We start from the raw sequence: 15,397 nt of genomic DNA on the forward strand, positions 1-15,397 counted from the left end.
ACCGACCCCCAGTTTAACTGGGGGTTTTGTCATGCCTATTCGGCGTACAAAAAAACGCCCCCGCTTGCACGCTGTGCAAGCGGGGACGTTTTCACAAACTATGTAATTATACGAGCCATTCGAGGCTCACATCAAGCAGTCAGCTCTTATTTAGTAGCTGCCGCATAATGAGCGTTTACTTGATCCCAGTTAACGAGATTCCAGAAAGCGGCGATGTAATCAGGACGAGCATTCTTGTATTTCAAGTAGTATGCATGTTCCCACACATCAAGGCCCAATACCGGAGTTTTGCCGTCACTAAGTGGGGAGTCCTGGTTAGCCGTGGACAAGATTTCCAATTTGCCGTTGTTTACTACGAGCCAAGCCCAACCGGAACCGAAACGACCGGTAGCAGCTTTGCCGAATTCAGCTTTGAAGTTTTCGAAGTTGCCGAAAGCTTCATCGATAGCACCGGCAATAGCGCCCGTAGGGTTACCGCCTGCATTCGGTGCCAAAATGTTCCAGAAGAATGTATGGTTAGCATGACCGCCGCCATTGTTGCGAACAGCCGTGCGGATATCTTCCGGTACAGCGTTTAAGTCAGTGATCAACGCTTCTACGTCTTTTTCACCCAATTCAGGATGTTTTTCAATAGCAGCGTTTAAGTTAACAACATAGGTGTTGTGGTGTTTATCATGATGAAAATGCATTGTTTCTGCATCGATATGCGGTTCTAAAGCTTCGTAAGCATATGGTAATTCAGGTAATGTGTATGCCATAAAAATACCTCCTTCCCCGTCCAAGGGGATAAAAATAAAATACATAACAAAAATGTTACGAAAAAAGAATTATCGAATTTTATAATCATCGATTGCCTTTTGGCAACCGCAATCCACTAGATTTAATTTTTTCAATATTTCTATGTGTTAATGATAACATTTTTCATTTATCTTGTCTAGTAGTAAAAACGTAAATTTGCAATAAACATTTTGTAAGTGTGTTATTTCACAATTCAAACGGCTTTATTCCTATATGTCCACTTTATATTCAAAATTTTAAATATAAAATTTAATGCCGGCTTATAGCTTGAGTCACGCTTAATTTTTAATTCCCACTATTTTTGTAGCTATAGCTACAGACTATTGGTATCCCCTGCTTTATAATATAATCATAAGAAACAAAGTCATATTTTATGGATAAAAACAATCCAAAAAGACATTTCTTAGTCATACACCGTAATGATAGCTAACAATAATTTTTGTTTTTTTGACATAAATTTTTATAGATATGTCATAAAAAGTCTTATTTTTACACATCTTTTATTTTTAGCATTTTAACAATCGAAAATTAATATCATTACAATTATTGAATTAAATGCCAATTCGGTATACACTTAAAGCATCTTATAATAATTCTTTATTTCCTTAATGGAGGTGCCGCAATGCAAAATACTGCATGGAAAGGCTTCATTACAGGTGTATGGGATAAAGCCATTGACGTTCGTGACTTTATCCAACGTAACTATAACCCCTATGTTGGGGACGACTCATTTTTAGCCGGTCCTACGGATCGTACTCTTAAACTTTGGCAAGAAGTTCTTCGTCTGTATGAGGAAGAAAAAGAAAAAGGCGGCGTTATCGATGCCGATACGGATATTGCCACTTCGGTGTCCTCCCACGGCCCCGGCTACATTATCAAAGAATTAGAACAAATTGTTGGTCTTCAAACCGATAAACCGTTGAAACGCGCTATGTTCCCGTACGGCGGTTTACGTACAGCCAAGAGTGCTTTACAAGAATACGGTTTCGAAATGGACGCTCAGCTGGAAGACTTTTTCAAAAAGCATCGTAAAACTCACAATGACGGTGTTTTCGATGTGTATACGCCGGAAATGCGTGCCGCTCGTTCCGCACACATCATTACCGGTTTACCGGATGCGTACAGCCGCGGTCGTATCATCGGCGACTATCGCCGTGTAGCCCTTTACGGGATTGACCGCTTAATCGAAGAAAAAGAAAAAGATTTCGCCATCACTATGGGCGACATGACGGCTACGATTATTCGCGACCGTGAAGAAATTCGTGACCAAATTCGTTCCTTAAAAGAATTAAAAGCTATGGCGGCTTCTTACGGCTTCGATATCAGCCAACCGGCCAAAGACGTAAAAGAAGCGATTCAGTGGTTATACTTCGGTTATTTAGGCGCTATTAAAGAACAAAACGGCGCTGCCATGTCTATCGGCCGTAACACTGTCTTCCTCGACATCTACGCCGAACGTGACCTTAAAGAAGGCCGCTATACAGAAGAAGAAATTCAGGAAATGGTTGACCATTTCATCATGAAACTTCGCATGGTGCGTTTTGCCCGCATTATCGAATACAATAACCTCTTCACCGGCGATCCGGTTTGGACAACCGAATCCATCGGCGGGATGGGCTCCGACGGTCGTCCGCTCGTTTCCAAAATGTCCTTCCGTTACTTGCACACGCTGACCAACTTAGGCCCGGCTCCGGAACCGAACCTCACCGTTCTCTGGTCCCCTCGCTTGCCGGATGGTTTCAAACGTTTCTGTGCTAAATTGTCCATCCAAACGTCTTCGATTCAGTATGAAAACGACGAATTGATGCGTCCTAACAGCGGTGACGACTATGCTATCGCCTGCTGCGTATCACCAATGCGTATCGGTAAAGAAATGCAGTTCTTCGGCGCTCGTTGTAACCTCGCTAAATGCTTGCTCTATGCAATCAACGGCGGTGTCGATGAAAAACTCAAAAAACAAGTTGGACCTAAATATCGTCCGATTACTTCCGAATACCTTGATTTCGATGAAGTAATGGAACGTTTTGACGACATGATGGAATGGTTGGCCGGCGTTTACGTGAATGCCCTCAACATCATTCACTACATGCACGATAAATATGCATACGAAAAATTGGAAATGGCGCTTCACGACCGCAAAGTTACGCGTTGGTTTGCCACCGGTATTGCCGGTTTATCCGTAGTAGCCGACTCCTTGTCCGCTATTAAATATGCCAAGGTAAAACCGATTCGTGATGAAAACGGGGTAGCTGTTGATTTTGAAATCACAGGGGATTTCCCTAAATACGGTAACGACGATGACCGTGTTGATGATTTGGCGGCCTTCGTTGTATCCGCATTCATGAACAAAATCCGTAAACATCCTACCTACCGCGAAAGTGTGCCTACCATGTCCCTTTTGACAATTACATCCAATGTAGTATACGGTAACGCCACCGGTAGCACACCGGACGGCCGTAAACAGGGTACACCGTTTGCACCGGGCGCTAATCCGATGCACGGACGCGACTCTCACGGGGCTGTTTCTTCCATGGCGTCAGTTGCCAAAATGCCTTGGCGTGATGCGAGCGACGGTATTTCCAACACCTTCTCCATCATTCCGGATGCGCTTGGCAAAAATGGCGAAACCATGGTTCGTATGAGTGATTTAGACATCGATCTGGATCTTGATGCAGTTTTACAGAGCGATATGCCGACCGGTTTACCTGTCAATAATGAAAACCTGGCCTGTCGCGAGCCTAATGTTTCCATTTCCGAAAAGGAGGACAAGTAATATGAGCAACGAACAACAAATCGATAATTTAGTAGAGTTATTGGATGGCTATTCTGAAAAAGGCGGTCATCATTTGAACGTCAACGTTTTCGACCGTGAAATGCTCCTCGATGCACAGCAGCACCCTGAAAAATATCCACAGTTGACCGTTCGTGTATCCGGTTATGCCGTGCACTTCAACAAATTGACGAAACAACAACAGGATGAAGTTATTTCTCGTACCTTCCACGAACAAATGTAACTTCTATCCCTCCCCTTCTCAGTAGTTATATATAGTGCAATAGGCTCCCCGTATCGAGGAGCCTATTGTCATATAAGGGTGTAAAAAATCTCCCTTTGCCCTTCGCATTTTGTATTTTGCTTCTTACTGGTAATTCTTTTGCTTCTATTTTTTATTACGAAAGGCGTATTATGATTGGACGAATTCATTCTCTGGAAACCATGGGCACCGTTGACGGCCCCGGTGTACGAATGGTGCTATTTTTACAGGGCTGCCCGATGCGCTGTGCCTATTGCCATAACCCGGATACGTGGGATGCGCAGCAAGGTAAAAATATTACCATCGAAGAAGTATGGGAACAATTTGAGCGCAATCAGAGTTTTTATAAAAACGGCGGCCTCACCGTCACCGGTGGCGAAGCATTAATGCAGCTGCCATTTGTTATCGAGCTATTCAGCTACTTTAGAGAACGAGGCATTCATACTTGCCTTGATACGAGCGGTATCTACTTTGAAGAAAGCAAACGAGAGCAATACGAAAAGCTGATGGCCGTAACAAGTCTCGTTATCTTAGATTTAAAAGAAATCGACGACGACAAACACAGCGCCTTGACCGGTCAAAGCAATAAACAAATTTTGAAATTTGCCCGCTTCATCGATGAGCACAATGTGCCGATTTGGGTGCGCCATGTTGTGGTGCCTACTATAACGGATAACGCAGATCGTTGGTATCGACTCGGCTTTTTCGCCGGCTCTTTGAAAAACCTGGAGACCATCGACTGCCTGCCGTATCACGTGATGGGTACGGCTAAGTACAAGGAAATGGGTATTGCCTATCGCCTGGAAGGCATCCCACCGGCCAGCAAAGCCTTGGCATCCAAAGCATCAAAAGTGGTGCTGGAAGGGATAAAAGCGTATCGGCGGCATTGGTGGAGTGCGTTGGCACCGGCTCAGGAATAGCAGTCGCCTACAGTATTCTAATTACATTGGAATTGCAAAATAAAAGCCCCATATACCTATCTTTCAGTCCCAACCCATTCGGCTAATGGACATTCAAGATAGGTATATGGGGCTTTTTTCTCTAAGCACATTCCGCCGTAATTCGGATCACTGTTGTGCAACTAGCAATTCCCGCGGCCGGCGCAACTCAGAAGAATGCGGAAATCTTTTATCCCTTCTACAGACTAAACATTGAGACTACTTAGTGAATCGCCTAAGAGCAATTTGCTGCAGGCCGGAAGGTTGCCTTCACCATGCGATAGCCGTGGTGGAAAATTAATTTGAAACAACCTATTGAATATTCAAATCAGCTAATAGTTGCCCTACGTGTTCTTTAGCTTTTACTCCACGGTAGATATGGGTTAACACGCCTTTTTCGTCGATGACAAAGGTGGACCGTTCGATGCCGATGGAGGTTTTGCCGTAGAGTTTCTTCTCTTTCATGACACCGTAGGCATTACAAAAGGCTTCATCGGTGTCGGCCAAGAGATTGAATTGCAGATCGTATTTTTCTTTAAAGTTCACATGACGTTTTACCGTGTCGCGACTGACACCCAAAACAACATAACCGGCATCTTGCAATTTTTTGTACGCTTCATTGAATTGTTGTGCTTCAATGGAGCAACCAGGAGTATTGTCTTTCGGATAGAAATATAAAATAACTTTTTGCCCTGCTAAATCTTTTAAGTTAACGGTTTCATTGACATCATTTACAACGGAAAAATCCGGTGCTTTGTCACCTACTTTTAAGTCTGACATAAGATTCACTCCCAACATAAAATTAATTAAACTACTGATTACAGAAAACTGAATCAGTTTTTTTAATTATACTATGCTTTAGGTTCTTCTTCTATAATATCATAAAGTTTTTTAAAAATTTCAGGGTCACAAGGATACTCTTCACCATTAACGCCACGAATTACCCAATCCCCCGGATTTGTGCGTACTACGCCGTTTAACGTTAATAAATAACGTTCCCCGTCTTCTCGTATAGCAGTTAATTCATTCGGTTTATGACGGATAGCTATAGCTTGTTGCTCATAGCTTTTCTTATCATAATAAAGAGCATGTGTTTCTGATGCACAAAATTCAACCAATACTTCCGAAATAACAATTGGATTGTCCTTATTTTTACACACATTCACAATATACTGTGCAAAATGAGGATCAAAATTTAGTTCCAAAGGAACTTCCGTTTCGTCAGAAACATCTTTATAAATTCTAATTTGTAACAGCTCCGAATCAATAACGAGCCATCGATAATCCAATTTATATGCCCCGGCTAATACACTGGCTAAATTTTCTTTCTCAGTCATGCCCTTACCTCCTTACCTATAAAAGAATGTCCGGTATTCGCTTTAACACTCATCAACATTCTATTAGGCTTGCGATTGCCAATCTGCCGGATAGGTAACATAAACAAATCTTGCTTTACCTTTTACAGAAAACTGAATTGAACTTCCCTTTGGAATCAAAAGGATTTCACCCGGCCCGGCTGTAATCGTCTCGCCATTAATAATAATACTTAACTCACCATCAATTACATAATCAATTTCATCATAATTCAAAGTCCAGTCGAATGTAGTGTCTTCCATAAACATCAAGCCACAGCCTAAACGTGGACTTTCATCTAATGAAAACAAATCTTTAGTATATACTTTATCATTAGGGTTCCCGGTATCCAATCGATCTTCTTCAGTTACATCAATCATTGGTAGCTTTACTACACCGACACCACTATTTGATATAGACTTAGTGACCATTAATTTTTCGCTCACAACTTGGCGCACTAATGTTTCTATCATTTCACGAGTGATATTAGACATTTTCAGCACCTCATTTCTTAGCTTTTGCCATAATGCGTTTAGACATAAACATAGCGACTAAAATTGCAGTTACACCGGCTACCAATTTGCCTACAATCATAGGGAAGATCATCTCTTTAGCCACACCGGCAGTAAAACCTAAATGATCTCCAAGGACAAAGGATGCCGAAACAGCGAATGCAACGTTCAAGATTTTTCCGCGTGTATCCATATCTTTGAGCATTTGGAACATAGGGATATTGTTAGCTAATGTTGCTACCATACCGGCTGCAGCTACTTCATTCATACCTAAAGCCGAACCCATTTTCATAAGCGGTTTGTTAAATACTTTAGTGATAAAAGCCACCAAACAAAATGCACCGGCTAAAGTCAACGCAATACCACCTACGATTTCAATCCCCTCAGTTACAGGTGCAATACCTTCAATTACAGTAATACCAACCAATAATTGTAATGCTCCTAAAATTAGACCAAGTACAGCAACAATTACAACACCTTGTCCAAAAACGGTAAAGCATTTAATCATCATTTCCGGTGCTAACCAAAGGCCTAAAATAACAAGCACTGCAAAAATTACGATAGGAACTAAGTTAGCTAAAATCATACCTAAACTCATACCGGCAGCCAAACCGCCTGCTAAACAACCTAAAGGAATCGTAACGATGCCACATAATACTCCTGTTGCCAAATACTGATGATCTTCTTTTTCAATAATTCCCAAAGCAACCGGAATTGTAAATACAATAGTAGGCCCCATCATAGCACCCAAGATAGCCCCGGCAAATAAACCGGCTTCCGGATTTAATGCCATTTGTTGAGCTAACGCAAAGCCCCCCATGTCATTGGCCAATAAAGTGGTCGCAAACATTGATGGGTCAGCTCCCAACATTGTATAAACAGGAACAACTATCGGACTTAACACTTTTGCTAATATAGGTGCGATGGTAATAATCCCCACCATTGACATTGCTAAAGCACCCATTGCCATTATTCCTTCTTCAAATTTTTCACCTAAACCAAGTTTATTGCCAATACACTTATCTATGCCCCCTATAATCATAAAGAGGACCATGATATACATAATAATTTCATTAATACTCATAGTTGTATCTCCTAACCGGCGGTATCAATCGAGTCAATAACCCCAACAATCATTGCATCGATAGGCGTATTAAGATTTTCTGCAGAAATTCTGGCCGCCGCACCTAATGTAACCAAAACGGTATCACCGATACCGGATCCGGCATTATCTGCCGCCACAAATGATTCTTTCTCGGTTACCCCATCGGCTTCTAACTCTCTAACAATCATAAATTTCCAACCATTAAGCTTTTCATCTTTTCTGGTAGACCATAAACTACCAATCACTTTAGCAATCAGCACAGTATCACTCCTTATAAATTCAAATTATGCTCTCGAATATAATCCTGCGCTAATGGCGTAAGTCGTGCATTTGTCGGCATTTTTTCTCCGGAATTTACCATTTCAACTACTTTAGCAACCGTAATAAATACCGGTTTTAATGTTGAGTTGCTATTTTTCCGTTTAACTTCATTACTTTTTTTGCCCGTATACACTGATTGAACATTATCGTCAAAAGAAACTCCAAACTGTTTACACTTACTTAATATACTCTGCCATTGTTGCTTTAATGCATATGGAATAGATCCATTATTCATCTTAGTGATTTCAGGAATCCGATGTATAATCACCGGTCTTCGCAGTAATAAAGATTCCACAATTTTTTTCGTGGTATCATTTTGCGGCATAAGATTTGCCACTTCACTTAACTCAGACAATGACAAAAACTCAATATTTAATGCTTGCTTATGGTCGGTAATATTAATGTTTTCAGCTTGTATACCGGATACTTTTTCTTCATGTCTTATAATCTGTTTCATAGCATCCTTAGTATCACTACTCAATGCATTAATTCCAATTTGGGGTTTAACATTTTTATCAGAAATTTCTTTCCAAATTCGATCAGTAATAGTTTGAACAATAGTCTCTAATTCACTTAATGTCATAACTATCACCTCTATTCTATAATTTCCCCAAGATCACCACTTTTCAAGTCACAGGCATTAGCTTCATCAAAGTCAATATGCATAAAAGTTTGATACTTAGGGCTTACTCTTATAACTACATCATCAAAAATAAGTGGTCTATCCGTATGAGTTTTTACTTTTACAATTTGCCCATTAGTAACGCCTAAACGAGTTGCATCAGCCTCTGCTACATGAACATGCCGTTTAGCGACAATACAACCTTCCTCTAAGGCTATATGTCGATCTTTATTTACGATTATTATCCCAGCTGAGCCTTTCAAATCCCCACTTTCTCGAGTAGGTGCTTTCACGCCCAACAACCGAGCATCGGTTAAAGAAACCTCTACTTGGGAATGTTCTCGCTCGGGTCCTAAAATAACAACATTAGTTAGCATCCCTTTAGGCCCTACCAAATTTACACGCTCTTGGCAAGCAAACTGTCCGGGTTGCGATAATTCTTTAACTTTAGTTAACTCATAGCCTTCACCGAACAAACGCTCTATATCTTGCCTACATAAATGAACATGTCGACCAGAACCTTCAATTACAAAAGTCTTATCTTTATTTGGTAATACTTCTCCAATTTGTTTCAATACTTCATTAACAATATCATCTATAACATTCACCCTATCACCTCCTTACGAATTATCAAGGATTCCTTTTATCTGACTAATCCAGTCAGAAAACGATTGTGAAATTGTATTGTACGGCTTTAATAAACTTTCAACATATTCCGATTGTCGTCGCAGAGATATCACTGAGCATTGCCAAAGACGCCATGAGCACAATTTAAAATTAAATACTTGCGGCGGTAATGATAATTCCATCTGTAAGGGCACTTTATATTGTTTTACTTTAAATTCTTCAAGTGCCAATTGCTGTCGTTGCCAATATTGCCAAAGCTGTTCATCAAAAAAATCATCCGGTAACAAAGGGAAATATAACAAATCTCGAAGTTTTAATATTTCATTATCCAGATAACTTAACTCATCATGACAATATACTTCCCTAGCACACGATGTTGATGTCTGCAAGTTATCGGAATCGTTTGAATTTTGGCTAAGCTGCAAAACCTGAATTTGATGTTCTCGTAAATAGGATTGAGCTGATGGCGTAATTATACTAGGTTCAGATACCTTTAATGCTTCGCCGCTATGAAGTTGTTGTTTCCGTAATAATTGACGTATTGTTTCTTCAGTTATAACTTTCATAGGAACCCTTTCTTATGAATAGAGAGCGCTTTACGCGCTCTCTATCACTACTTACGCACTGCCCGTAATTTCGTAACCGGTAAATTATTCAGCTTTGCCAGGTAAAATTGCATCTACTTCAGTATGTGGACGTGGAATTACGTGTACTGATAAAAGTTCGCCTACGCGTTCAGCAGCTGCTGCACCAGCATCAGTAGCTGCTTTTACAGCACCAACATCACCACGAACCATAACTGTTACCAAACCGCCGCCAACTTGTTCTTTACCGATAAGTGTTACATTCGCAGCTTTTACCATTGCATCTGCCGCTTCAATAGCGCCAACCAAACCTCTTGTTTCAATCATTCCTAGTGCATTTGTGCTCGACATAATAATTACCTCCTAAAAATAACTAGTGAACATTAAAATTAAAATAATTTGTAATATATCTAATTAATATTATTACCATCCAAATAAAAGCTATTTCAATTTAGCCATAATTTGTTCTACAATAGCACGAATAACTACTTCTTGTGATTCAACTCCTAATGTAGCACCAACAGGCACACTATCGGCGTTTTCAGTTTTACGTAAATCTTCCAATTCGCGGACACCATACGCTACTCTTCGTAAGTTAAATAAATTCTGAGGACCTACGTTATCTGATGTAGCACTGCCCCCCACTGCTCCACACCCCAAAGTTAATGAAGGTGTGATATTAGTAGTAGCTCCGATTCCGCCCAACGCCCCCGGCGTATTTACAAGTAATCTTGACACCGGTTTACGTAAACCGAATTCACGTACAACATCATTATTTTCAGTATGAATAATTAGAGTATGACCTGCACCTTCATTCTCTAAGATGCGAATCGATAAATCACAAGCTTCTTCCCAATTAGCAACCGTATAAAAAGCAAGAATTGGCGCTAATTTTTCATGAGAGTACGGATACTTAGGTCCTACTCCGGTTTCAGGTGCAACTAATAAAATTCGATCGGATGGAATTTCAAGGCCAACCAATTTAGCGATAACTTGTGCTGACTTCCCAACGATTGCAGGGTTCATAGTCCCATTAGCACGTAGAATAAAGGTACCTAAACGTGTAGCTTCTTCCGGGTTTAAAATGTATGCGCCCTGGGCCTCTAACTCTTTTAAAATTGCATCTTTATTAACAGTTTCAGCAATGATGGATTGTTCTGAGGCACAAATAGTACCATTATCAAACGTTTTGGAATCAATAATTCTCTTTACTGCTAATTTAACATCCGCACTTCTTTCGATATAAGCAGGACCGTTGCCCGGACCAACGCCCAAAGCAGGTGTACCGGAAGAATAAGCAGCCTTTACCATAGCCGAACCACCGGTTGCTAAAATTAAATCTGTATTCTTACTTTTCATCAATTCGGCAGTGCCTTCCATGGTCGGCATTGTCATATAAGATACAGCATCTTCAGGTGCTCCGATTCCTTTCAATGCTTTGCGAATAATTTTTACAGTTTCACCAATACATTTAATTGCTGTAGGATGTGGTGAAAACACAATACTATTAGCCGCTTTTAACGCAATCAAAGATTTGAAAATTACTGTAGATGTTGGATTTGTTGACGGTACAAAACCGGCAATAACACCTACCGGAACAGCGACTTCCATAACCTTATTAACTCTATCATCATTAATGACACCAACCGTTTTCATATCTTTCATATGAGCATAAACTTGTTTTGATGCAAACGCATTTTTTAAAACTTTATCTTCCCATTTACCGAATCCGGTTTCTTCATGGGCTAGTTTTGCTAAACGAACACGTTCTTTATAAGTCGCTTCGCAAACGGCTTTTGTAATATCATTAATTTGACTTTGTGTAAGTACTGCTAATTTTTTTTGGGCTTCTTTTGCTTTTGCCAAAAGAAGACGAACCTCTTGAACGGATTGTAAATCCTTATCAACTAAGTTCAAAACGTGCCACCTCGTTTCACTTCATCTATAATCACTTTAATGAGGGCCTCTTTATTGGCAAATTTAATTGCTGTTCGTTTCATACCGTGTACATTCATGGCATATGCTTTTTTACGCAAATCTACAACTTTATACGCCATTAATTTTTTTCGTAATGCACTCTCATCAAAATTTTTCTTTTGTTCTTCTATATCTTCAGTTTCCAAAGCTACCTGTGTCTCTGAATTCTTTTCAGGATCACCGGCAAGGTCTTCTAACGGTTCTGTCTCAGAAGTCTTTAACCCATTATTTGTGTTTGCTGTTATTAACTCTTTATCTGCATCATCAGATTCAGCACTTTGTGCTAACTTACCACCCATTAACTTTGCAATAGCTTCATCAGCTCGTGAGATTACATGACTCGTGCAGTAGCAACCAAGCTGTTTCGCTATAACTACGGCCGCATCAACCGCCGCTTGAACTGCTGCTACATCACCGACAAGCAAAATCGTTCTTCGACCGCCACCTACACGTTGTTCACTATTCAATTCCACATTTGCAGCCTTTAAGGCTGCATCAGCAGCACTAACAGCACCTAGGAAACCTCTTACTTCTACCATGCCTAGTGCCTTCATTTAGTCCTCCTTAATAGCTTAATGGATTATCAGCTACATTCTGAATAGCTTGAGCAAATGCGGTACATGCTGCTTTACAAGCAGATTGACTACCTGTTAACAAGCCACCGCCAAAGTTAGTTTCAGATGGAGGACCATAAAATACACATAATCTAACATCTGCAGCTTTTAATGCCGCATCAAGGCCAACCATAGCTTCACAAGGTGGAGCAATTAAATAGGCAATAGCTTCACCTTCATTAATTTCCGCCGATTTAGATAAAAAACGACCGGATCGAGAAATTACATGTGCAAAATATGGTATTGAACCATCTTCATTAGCACTGATAAAACTAGCTTCTTCTGTAATTACATGTACTGCGGTTTCTAAGCCACTAGTAATTTCTGCCGGACTTGGACCGGCTAAAATCCCGATAACTTCACCAGCTAATTTAGTAGATGCGTTACCGGCACCACCATAAAAGCTTTTAGCATAAACAACATCAACTTCTGCGGTTTTTGTCGCTTCATCCAAAGCAACATATGTAACATCATCACAGTCTGCCGTAATGATGCCCAATGATCTTTGAGCACTTGTCAAACCTAATTGCGTTGCAAGTCCGGCATCCACATTAGGAATAATTTGTACGCTCAATACGTTAGCACCTAAACGTTGATTTTTCACAAACGTCCCTCCTTTACCTATTTCAATTCAATACCGGATTTTTTCTTTTCCAACATGTTTTTAATAATATCTGCAATATAGGCACCTGCTTCTACAGCCGGTGTACCACCTTTATGTATATTAGACACTACAGTACGTCGTGATTCAGGCATTCCTACGGTAGGTCGATATGCTATATATGCACTCATTGATTCAGCTGTTACCAAGCCTGGGCGTTCGCCCACAAAGAGACATACCACATCAGCATCACTAATTTCGCCGATTGGATCCATTGCCGGTACACGACAATACTTAACAAATAAAACCTTATCAAAATCGAGATTGTATTTTTTAAGGCCCTGTTTTAAAGCCGGAATAACATCACGAATATTTGCTTCAATGGCTGCTGAACTTAAGCCATCACCTACAACGACTTGAAGTTTGGCGCCTTTTTTGACATTCTGTTTAATAATTTCGGTATTGGCTTCGTCAAAGATTCGACCATGATCCGGTCTCGTAATATATTCATCTTTATTTTTGCATACCGTTCGAACCGGAATAAATCCCATTTCTTCAACCAATTCAGGATTAACATCTGAGAATACCGCATCTTGAGCAGCTGCATGATCCGCCCGGAAGCGCAAAACCGACTGTGTTTTATATCGGGTTCCGCAACGGCCTACACCCAACCGTGCAGCCGTATAACTTTTCATTTTCAAATAACCTTCTCTATCATGCGGATTATCTACTAACAATTGCTTCTTTAAATCGACTTCTGAAATATCCGGTAGAAATTCATTTGAAATAATATTACTCCCGACAGAATCGCCTAACTTATTTACTTCTTTGGTCCGTTTGGCAGGTTCAACGCTATCTAATCCTTTAGCTTTTACTAACTCACCTAAAATAGATTCAATCATCCCTTTTAATTCTGTTTCATTCATCCTTATCACCTCGCTTATTTCAAGAATACAGATGCATCGCCTGCTATTGGAGTCAATTTACCATTATCCATAAAGCCCATCTTTTCCAACCAAATTTCAAATTCTTTAATGGGACGTAAATTAAACATATCGCGAATTGTTGCCGTTTCATGAAAACCGGTAGTTTGATAGTTCAACATAATATCGTCAGCATGTGGAATACCCATGATATATGTACAACCTGCACTTGCTAAAAGTATTGTCAGGTTTTCCATATCATTTTGATCCGCTTTCATATGATTGGTGTAACATACATCACAGCCCATAGAAATACCGGTTAGTTTACCCATAAAGTGATCTTCTAAACCGGCACGAATAACTTGTTTAGAGTCATATAAATATTCCGGTCCGATAAAACCAACTACTGTATTTACGATATAAGGGTCAAATTTTTTAGCAAAGCCATAGCATCTTGCTTCCATTGTTACTTGGTCGGCTCCGTTATGTGCATCTGACGATAATTCGGATCCCTGTCCTGTTTCAAAATACATTACATTAGGTCCTGCTACACGACCTTCTCTTAAAGCCAATGCTTTTGCTTCTTCCAACGTTGCAGCATTAAGACCGAAAGCAGTATTACCTTTTTCAGATCCCGCTATAGATTGGAACACCAAGCCTGTTGGTGCACCTTGACGAATTGCTTCCATTTGAGTCGTTACATGTGCCAATACACAGGTTTGAGTTGGAATATCCCATTCACTTCTGAACTCTTCAAATTTATGTAGAATTCTTTTTACACTTTCCACTGAATCATCAACCGGATTTAATCCAATTACGGCATCACCGATGCCATAGGATAAACCTTCCATAACCGATGCCATGATACCGTCAATATTATCAGTTGTATGGTTAGGCTGTAATCGAGCCGAGAATGTACCTGGTCTACCGATTGTTGTATTAGCCGTTTTTTCAATACGAATTTTTTTCGCTGCAACGATTAAATCCATATTTGACATGAGCTTACATACAGCCGCAATCATTTCAGCAGTCAATGCGCGTCTAACAAACTTAATATCATTATCCGTAGTGGTATCAGATAATAACCATTCTCTTAATTCTTCAACGGTCCAGTTCTTAATAGAATCAAAAATTCGAGTGTTAACCTGATCAATAATAATTCGTGTTACTTCATCTTCATCATAAGGTACAACAGGATTATTAAATAAGTCGTTTAGCGTAAGTTGTGCTAAAACTGTTTTTGCTGCTACGCGTTCTTCAGCAGAAGCCGCCGCTACTCCGGCCAACTTATCCCCTGATTTTTCTTCATTAGCCTTGGCCAATACTTCCTTCACAGAGCCGAACTCATACGTATTACCAAAGAGTCGAGTCTTTAAAATCATGCTTCCAT

18 protein-coding genes are annotated in these 15,397 nt (G+C 40.2%); 3 read left to right on the forward strand and 15 right to left on the reverse strand.

Features of this window, described 5'->3' with window-relative positions:
• Positions 1-146 precede the first annotated feature (146 nt).
• Positions 147-758 carry a superoxide dismutase gene (locus MXE28_RS07615; RefSeq protein ID WP_006555704.1) on the reverse strand — a complete coding sequence of 204 codons (612 nt, stop codon included), beginning with the start codon at positions 756-758 and terminating at the stop codon, positions 147-149.
• A 662-nt stretch (positions 759-1,420) separates the two neighbouring features.
• On the opposite strand from MXE28_RS07615, the gene pflB reads away from it, so the two are divergent.
• The 3 genes from pflB (at position 1,421) to pflA (ending at position 4,750) form a co-directional block, all read left to right on the forward strand.
• Positions 1,421-3,571, forward strand: coding sequence for a formate C-acetyltransferase (gene pflB, locus MXE28_RS07620; protein ID WP_021842190.1), 2,151 nt, complete (start codon positions 1,421-1,423; stop codon positions 3,569-3,571).
• 1 nt (position 3,572) lies between these two features.
• Positions 3,573-3,812 carry an autonomous glycyl radical cofactor GrcA3 gene (gene grcA3 / locus MXE28_RS07625; RefSeq protein WP_127058387.1) on the forward strand — a complete coding sequence of 80 codons (240 nt, stop codon included), beginning with the start codon at positions 3,573-3,575 and terminating at the stop codon, positions 3,810-3,812.
• A 170-nt stretch (positions 3,813-3,982) separates the two neighbouring features.
• On the forward strand, positions 3,983-4,750 hold the full coding sequence (pflA, locus tag MXE28_RS07630; protein ID WP_021842188.1) for a pyruvate formate-lyase-activating protein: 768 nt from the start codon (positions 3,983-3,985) through the stop codon (positions 4,748-4,750).
• 330 nt (positions 4,751-5,080) lie between these two features.
• Here the strand turns inward: pflA and bcp are convergent, their stop codons facing one another.
• From bcp to MXE28_RS07700, 14 genes are all read right to left on the reverse strand, one after another.
• Positions 5,081-5,548 carry a thioredoxin-dependent thiol peroxidase gene (gene bcp / locus MXE28_RS07635; protein WP_021842187.1) on the reverse strand — a complete coding sequence of 156 codons (468 nt, stop codon included), beginning with the start codon at positions 5,546-5,548 and terminating at the stop codon, positions 5,081-5,083.
• Between the two features lie 71 nt (positions 5,549-5,619).
• On the reverse strand, positions 5,620-6,105 hold the full coding sequence (locus MXE28_RS07640) for a hypothetical protein (protein WP_247240010.1): 486 nt from the start codon (positions 6,103-6,105) through the stop codon (positions 5,620-5,622).
• Positions 6,106-6,168: 63 nt separating this feature from the next.
• Positions 6,169-6,615: a cupin domain-containing protein gene (locus MXE28_RS07645; RefSeq protein WP_247240011.1), complete on the reverse strand. Its 447-nt coding sequence runs from the start codon at positions 6,613-6,615 to the stop codon at positions 6,169-6,171.
• 10 nt (positions 6,616-6,625) lie between these two features.
• Positions 6,626-7,717, reverse strand: coding sequence for an ethanolamine utilization protein EutH (eutH, locus tag MXE28_RS07650; protein WP_156704151.1), 1,092 nt, complete (start codon positions 7,715-7,717; stop codon positions 6,626-6,628).
• 11 nt (positions 7,718-7,728) lie between these two features.
• Positions 7,729-7,998, reverse strand: coding sequence for a EutN/CcmL family microcompartment protein (locus tag MXE28_RS07655; protein WP_247240012.1), 270 nt, complete (start codon positions 7,996-7,998; stop codon positions 7,729-7,731).
• An 11-nt stretch (positions 7,999-8,009) separates the two neighbouring features.
• Positions 8,010-8,642 (reverse strand): hypothetical protein, encoded by a 633-nt coding sequence (locus tag MXE28_RS07660; RefSeq protein WP_247240013.1) that lies wholly within the window; start codon positions 8,640-8,642, stop codon positions 8,010-8,012.
• Positions 8,643-8,653: 11 nt separating this feature from the next.
• Positions 8,654-9,289 carry a phosphate propanoyltransferase gene (locus MXE28_RS07665; RefSeq protein ID WP_247240014.1) on the reverse strand — a complete coding sequence of 212 codons (636 nt, stop codon included), beginning with the start codon at positions 9,287-9,289 and terminating at the stop codon, positions 8,654-8,656.
• Positions 9,290-9,301: 12 nt separating this feature from the next.
• Positions 9,302-9,874 carry a hypothetical protein gene (locus tag MXE28_RS07670; protein WP_247240015.1) on the reverse strand — a complete coding sequence of 191 codons (573 nt, stop codon included), beginning with the start codon at positions 9,872-9,874 and terminating at the stop codon, positions 9,302-9,304.
• A gap of 84 nt (positions 9,875-9,958) precedes the next feature.
• The gene (eutM, locus tag MXE28_RS07675; RefSeq protein ID WP_021842178.1) at positions 9,959-10,243 is read right to left on the reverse strand and encodes an ethanolamine utilization microcompartment protein EutM; all 285 of its coding nucleotides are present in this window, start codon (positions 10,241-10,243) and stop codon (positions 9,959-9,961) included.
• 90 nt (positions 10,244-10,333) lie between these two features.
• On the reverse strand, positions 10,334-11,809 hold the full coding sequence (locus MXE28_RS07680) for an acetaldehyde dehydrogenase (acetylating) (protein ID WP_247240016.1): 1,476 nt from the start codon (positions 11,807-11,809) through the stop codon (positions 10,334-10,336).
• Positions 11,806-12,423, reverse strand: a complete 618-nt coding sequence (locus tag MXE28_RS07685; RefSeq protein ID WP_247240017.1) for a BMC domain-containing protein — start codon at positions 12,421-12,423, stop codon at positions 11,806-11,808. The genes MXE28_RS07680 and MXE28_RS07685 overlap by 4 nt, the downstream gene beginning before the upstream one ends.
• A gap of 10 nt (positions 12,424-12,433) precedes the next feature.
• Positions 12,434-13,087, reverse strand: a complete 654-nt coding sequence (eutL, locus tag MXE28_RS07690; RefSeq protein WP_226974439.1) for an ethanolamine utilization microcompartment protein EutL — start codon at positions 13,085-13,087, stop codon at positions 12,434-12,436.
• A 17-nt stretch (positions 13,088-13,104) separates the two neighbouring features.
• Positions 13,105-14,010 carry an ethanolamine ammonia-lyase subunit EutC gene (eutC, locus tag MXE28_RS07695; protein WP_021842174.1) on the reverse strand — a complete coding sequence of 302 codons (906 nt, stop codon included), beginning with the start codon at positions 14,008-14,010 and terminating at the stop codon, positions 13,105-13,107.
• A gap of 14 nt (positions 14,011-14,024) precedes the next feature.
• Positions 14,025-15,389: an ethanolamine ammonia-lyase subunit EutB gene (locus MXE28_RS07700; RefSeq protein ID WP_021842173.1), complete on the reverse strand. Its 1,365-nt coding sequence runs from the start codon at positions 15,387-15,389 to the stop codon at positions 14,025-14,027.
• Positions 15,390-15,397 lie beyond the last annotated feature (8 nt).

Origin of the sequence: Veillonella sp. KGMB01456 (assembly GCF_023051165.1) — a bacterium.
Taxonomy (GTDB): Bacteria; Bacillota; Negativicutes; order Veillonellales; family Veillonellaceae; genus Veillonella_A.

Coding starts and splice junctions, on each gene's coding strand:
- grcA3 (WP_127058387.1), top strand. CDS start 3,573: ATGAGCAACGAACAACAAATCGATAATTTAGTAGAGTTATTGGATGGC.
- MXE28_RS07615 (WP_006555704.1), bottom strand. CDS start 758: ATGGCATACACATTACCTGAATTACCATATGCTTACGAAGCTTTAGAA.
- MXE28_RS07670 (WP_247240015.1), bottom strand. CDS start 9,874: ATGAAAGTTATAACTGAAGAAACAATACGTCAATTATTACGGAAACAA.
- eutC (WP_021842174.1), bottom strand. CDS start 14,010: ATGAATGAAACAGAATTAAAAGGGATGATTGAATCTATTTTAGGTGAG.
- eutH (WP_156704151.1), bottom strand. CDS start 7,717: ATGAGTATTAATGAAATTATTATGTATATCATGGTCCTCTTTATGATT.
- bcp (WP_021842187.1), bottom strand. CDS start 5,548: ATGTCAGACTTAAAAGTAGGTGACAAAGCACCGGATTTTTCCGTTGTA.
- MXE28_RS07685 (WP_247240017.1), bottom strand. CDS start 12,423: ATGAAGGCACTAGGCATGGTAGAAGTAAGAGGTTTCCTAGGTGCTGTT.
- MXE28_RS07645 (WP_247240011.1), bottom strand. CDS start 6,615: ATGTCTAATATCACTCGTGAAATGATAGAAACATTAGTGCGCCAAGTT.
- pflB (WP_021842190.1), top strand. CDS start 1,421: ATGCAAAATACTGCATGGAAAGGCTTCATTACAGGTGTATGGGATAAA.
- pflA (WP_021842188.1), top strand. CDS start 3,983: ATGATTGGACGAATTCATTCTCTGGAAACCATGGGCACCGTTGACGGC.
- MXE28_RS07660 (WP_247240013.1), bottom strand. CDS start 8,642: ATGACATTAAGTGAATTAGAGACTATTGTTCAAACTATTACTGATCGA.
- MXE28_RS07700 (WP_021842173.1), bottom strand. CDS start 15,389: ATGATTTTAAAGACTCGACTCTTTGGTAATACGTATGAGTTCGGCTCT.
- MXE28_RS07640 (WP_247240010.1), bottom strand. CDS start 6,105: ATGACTGAGAAAGAAAATTTAGCCAGTGTATTAGCCGGGGCATATAAA.
- eutM (WP_021842178.1), bottom strand. CDS start 10,243: ATGTCGAGCACAAATGCACTAGGAATGATTGAAACAAGAGGTTTGGTT.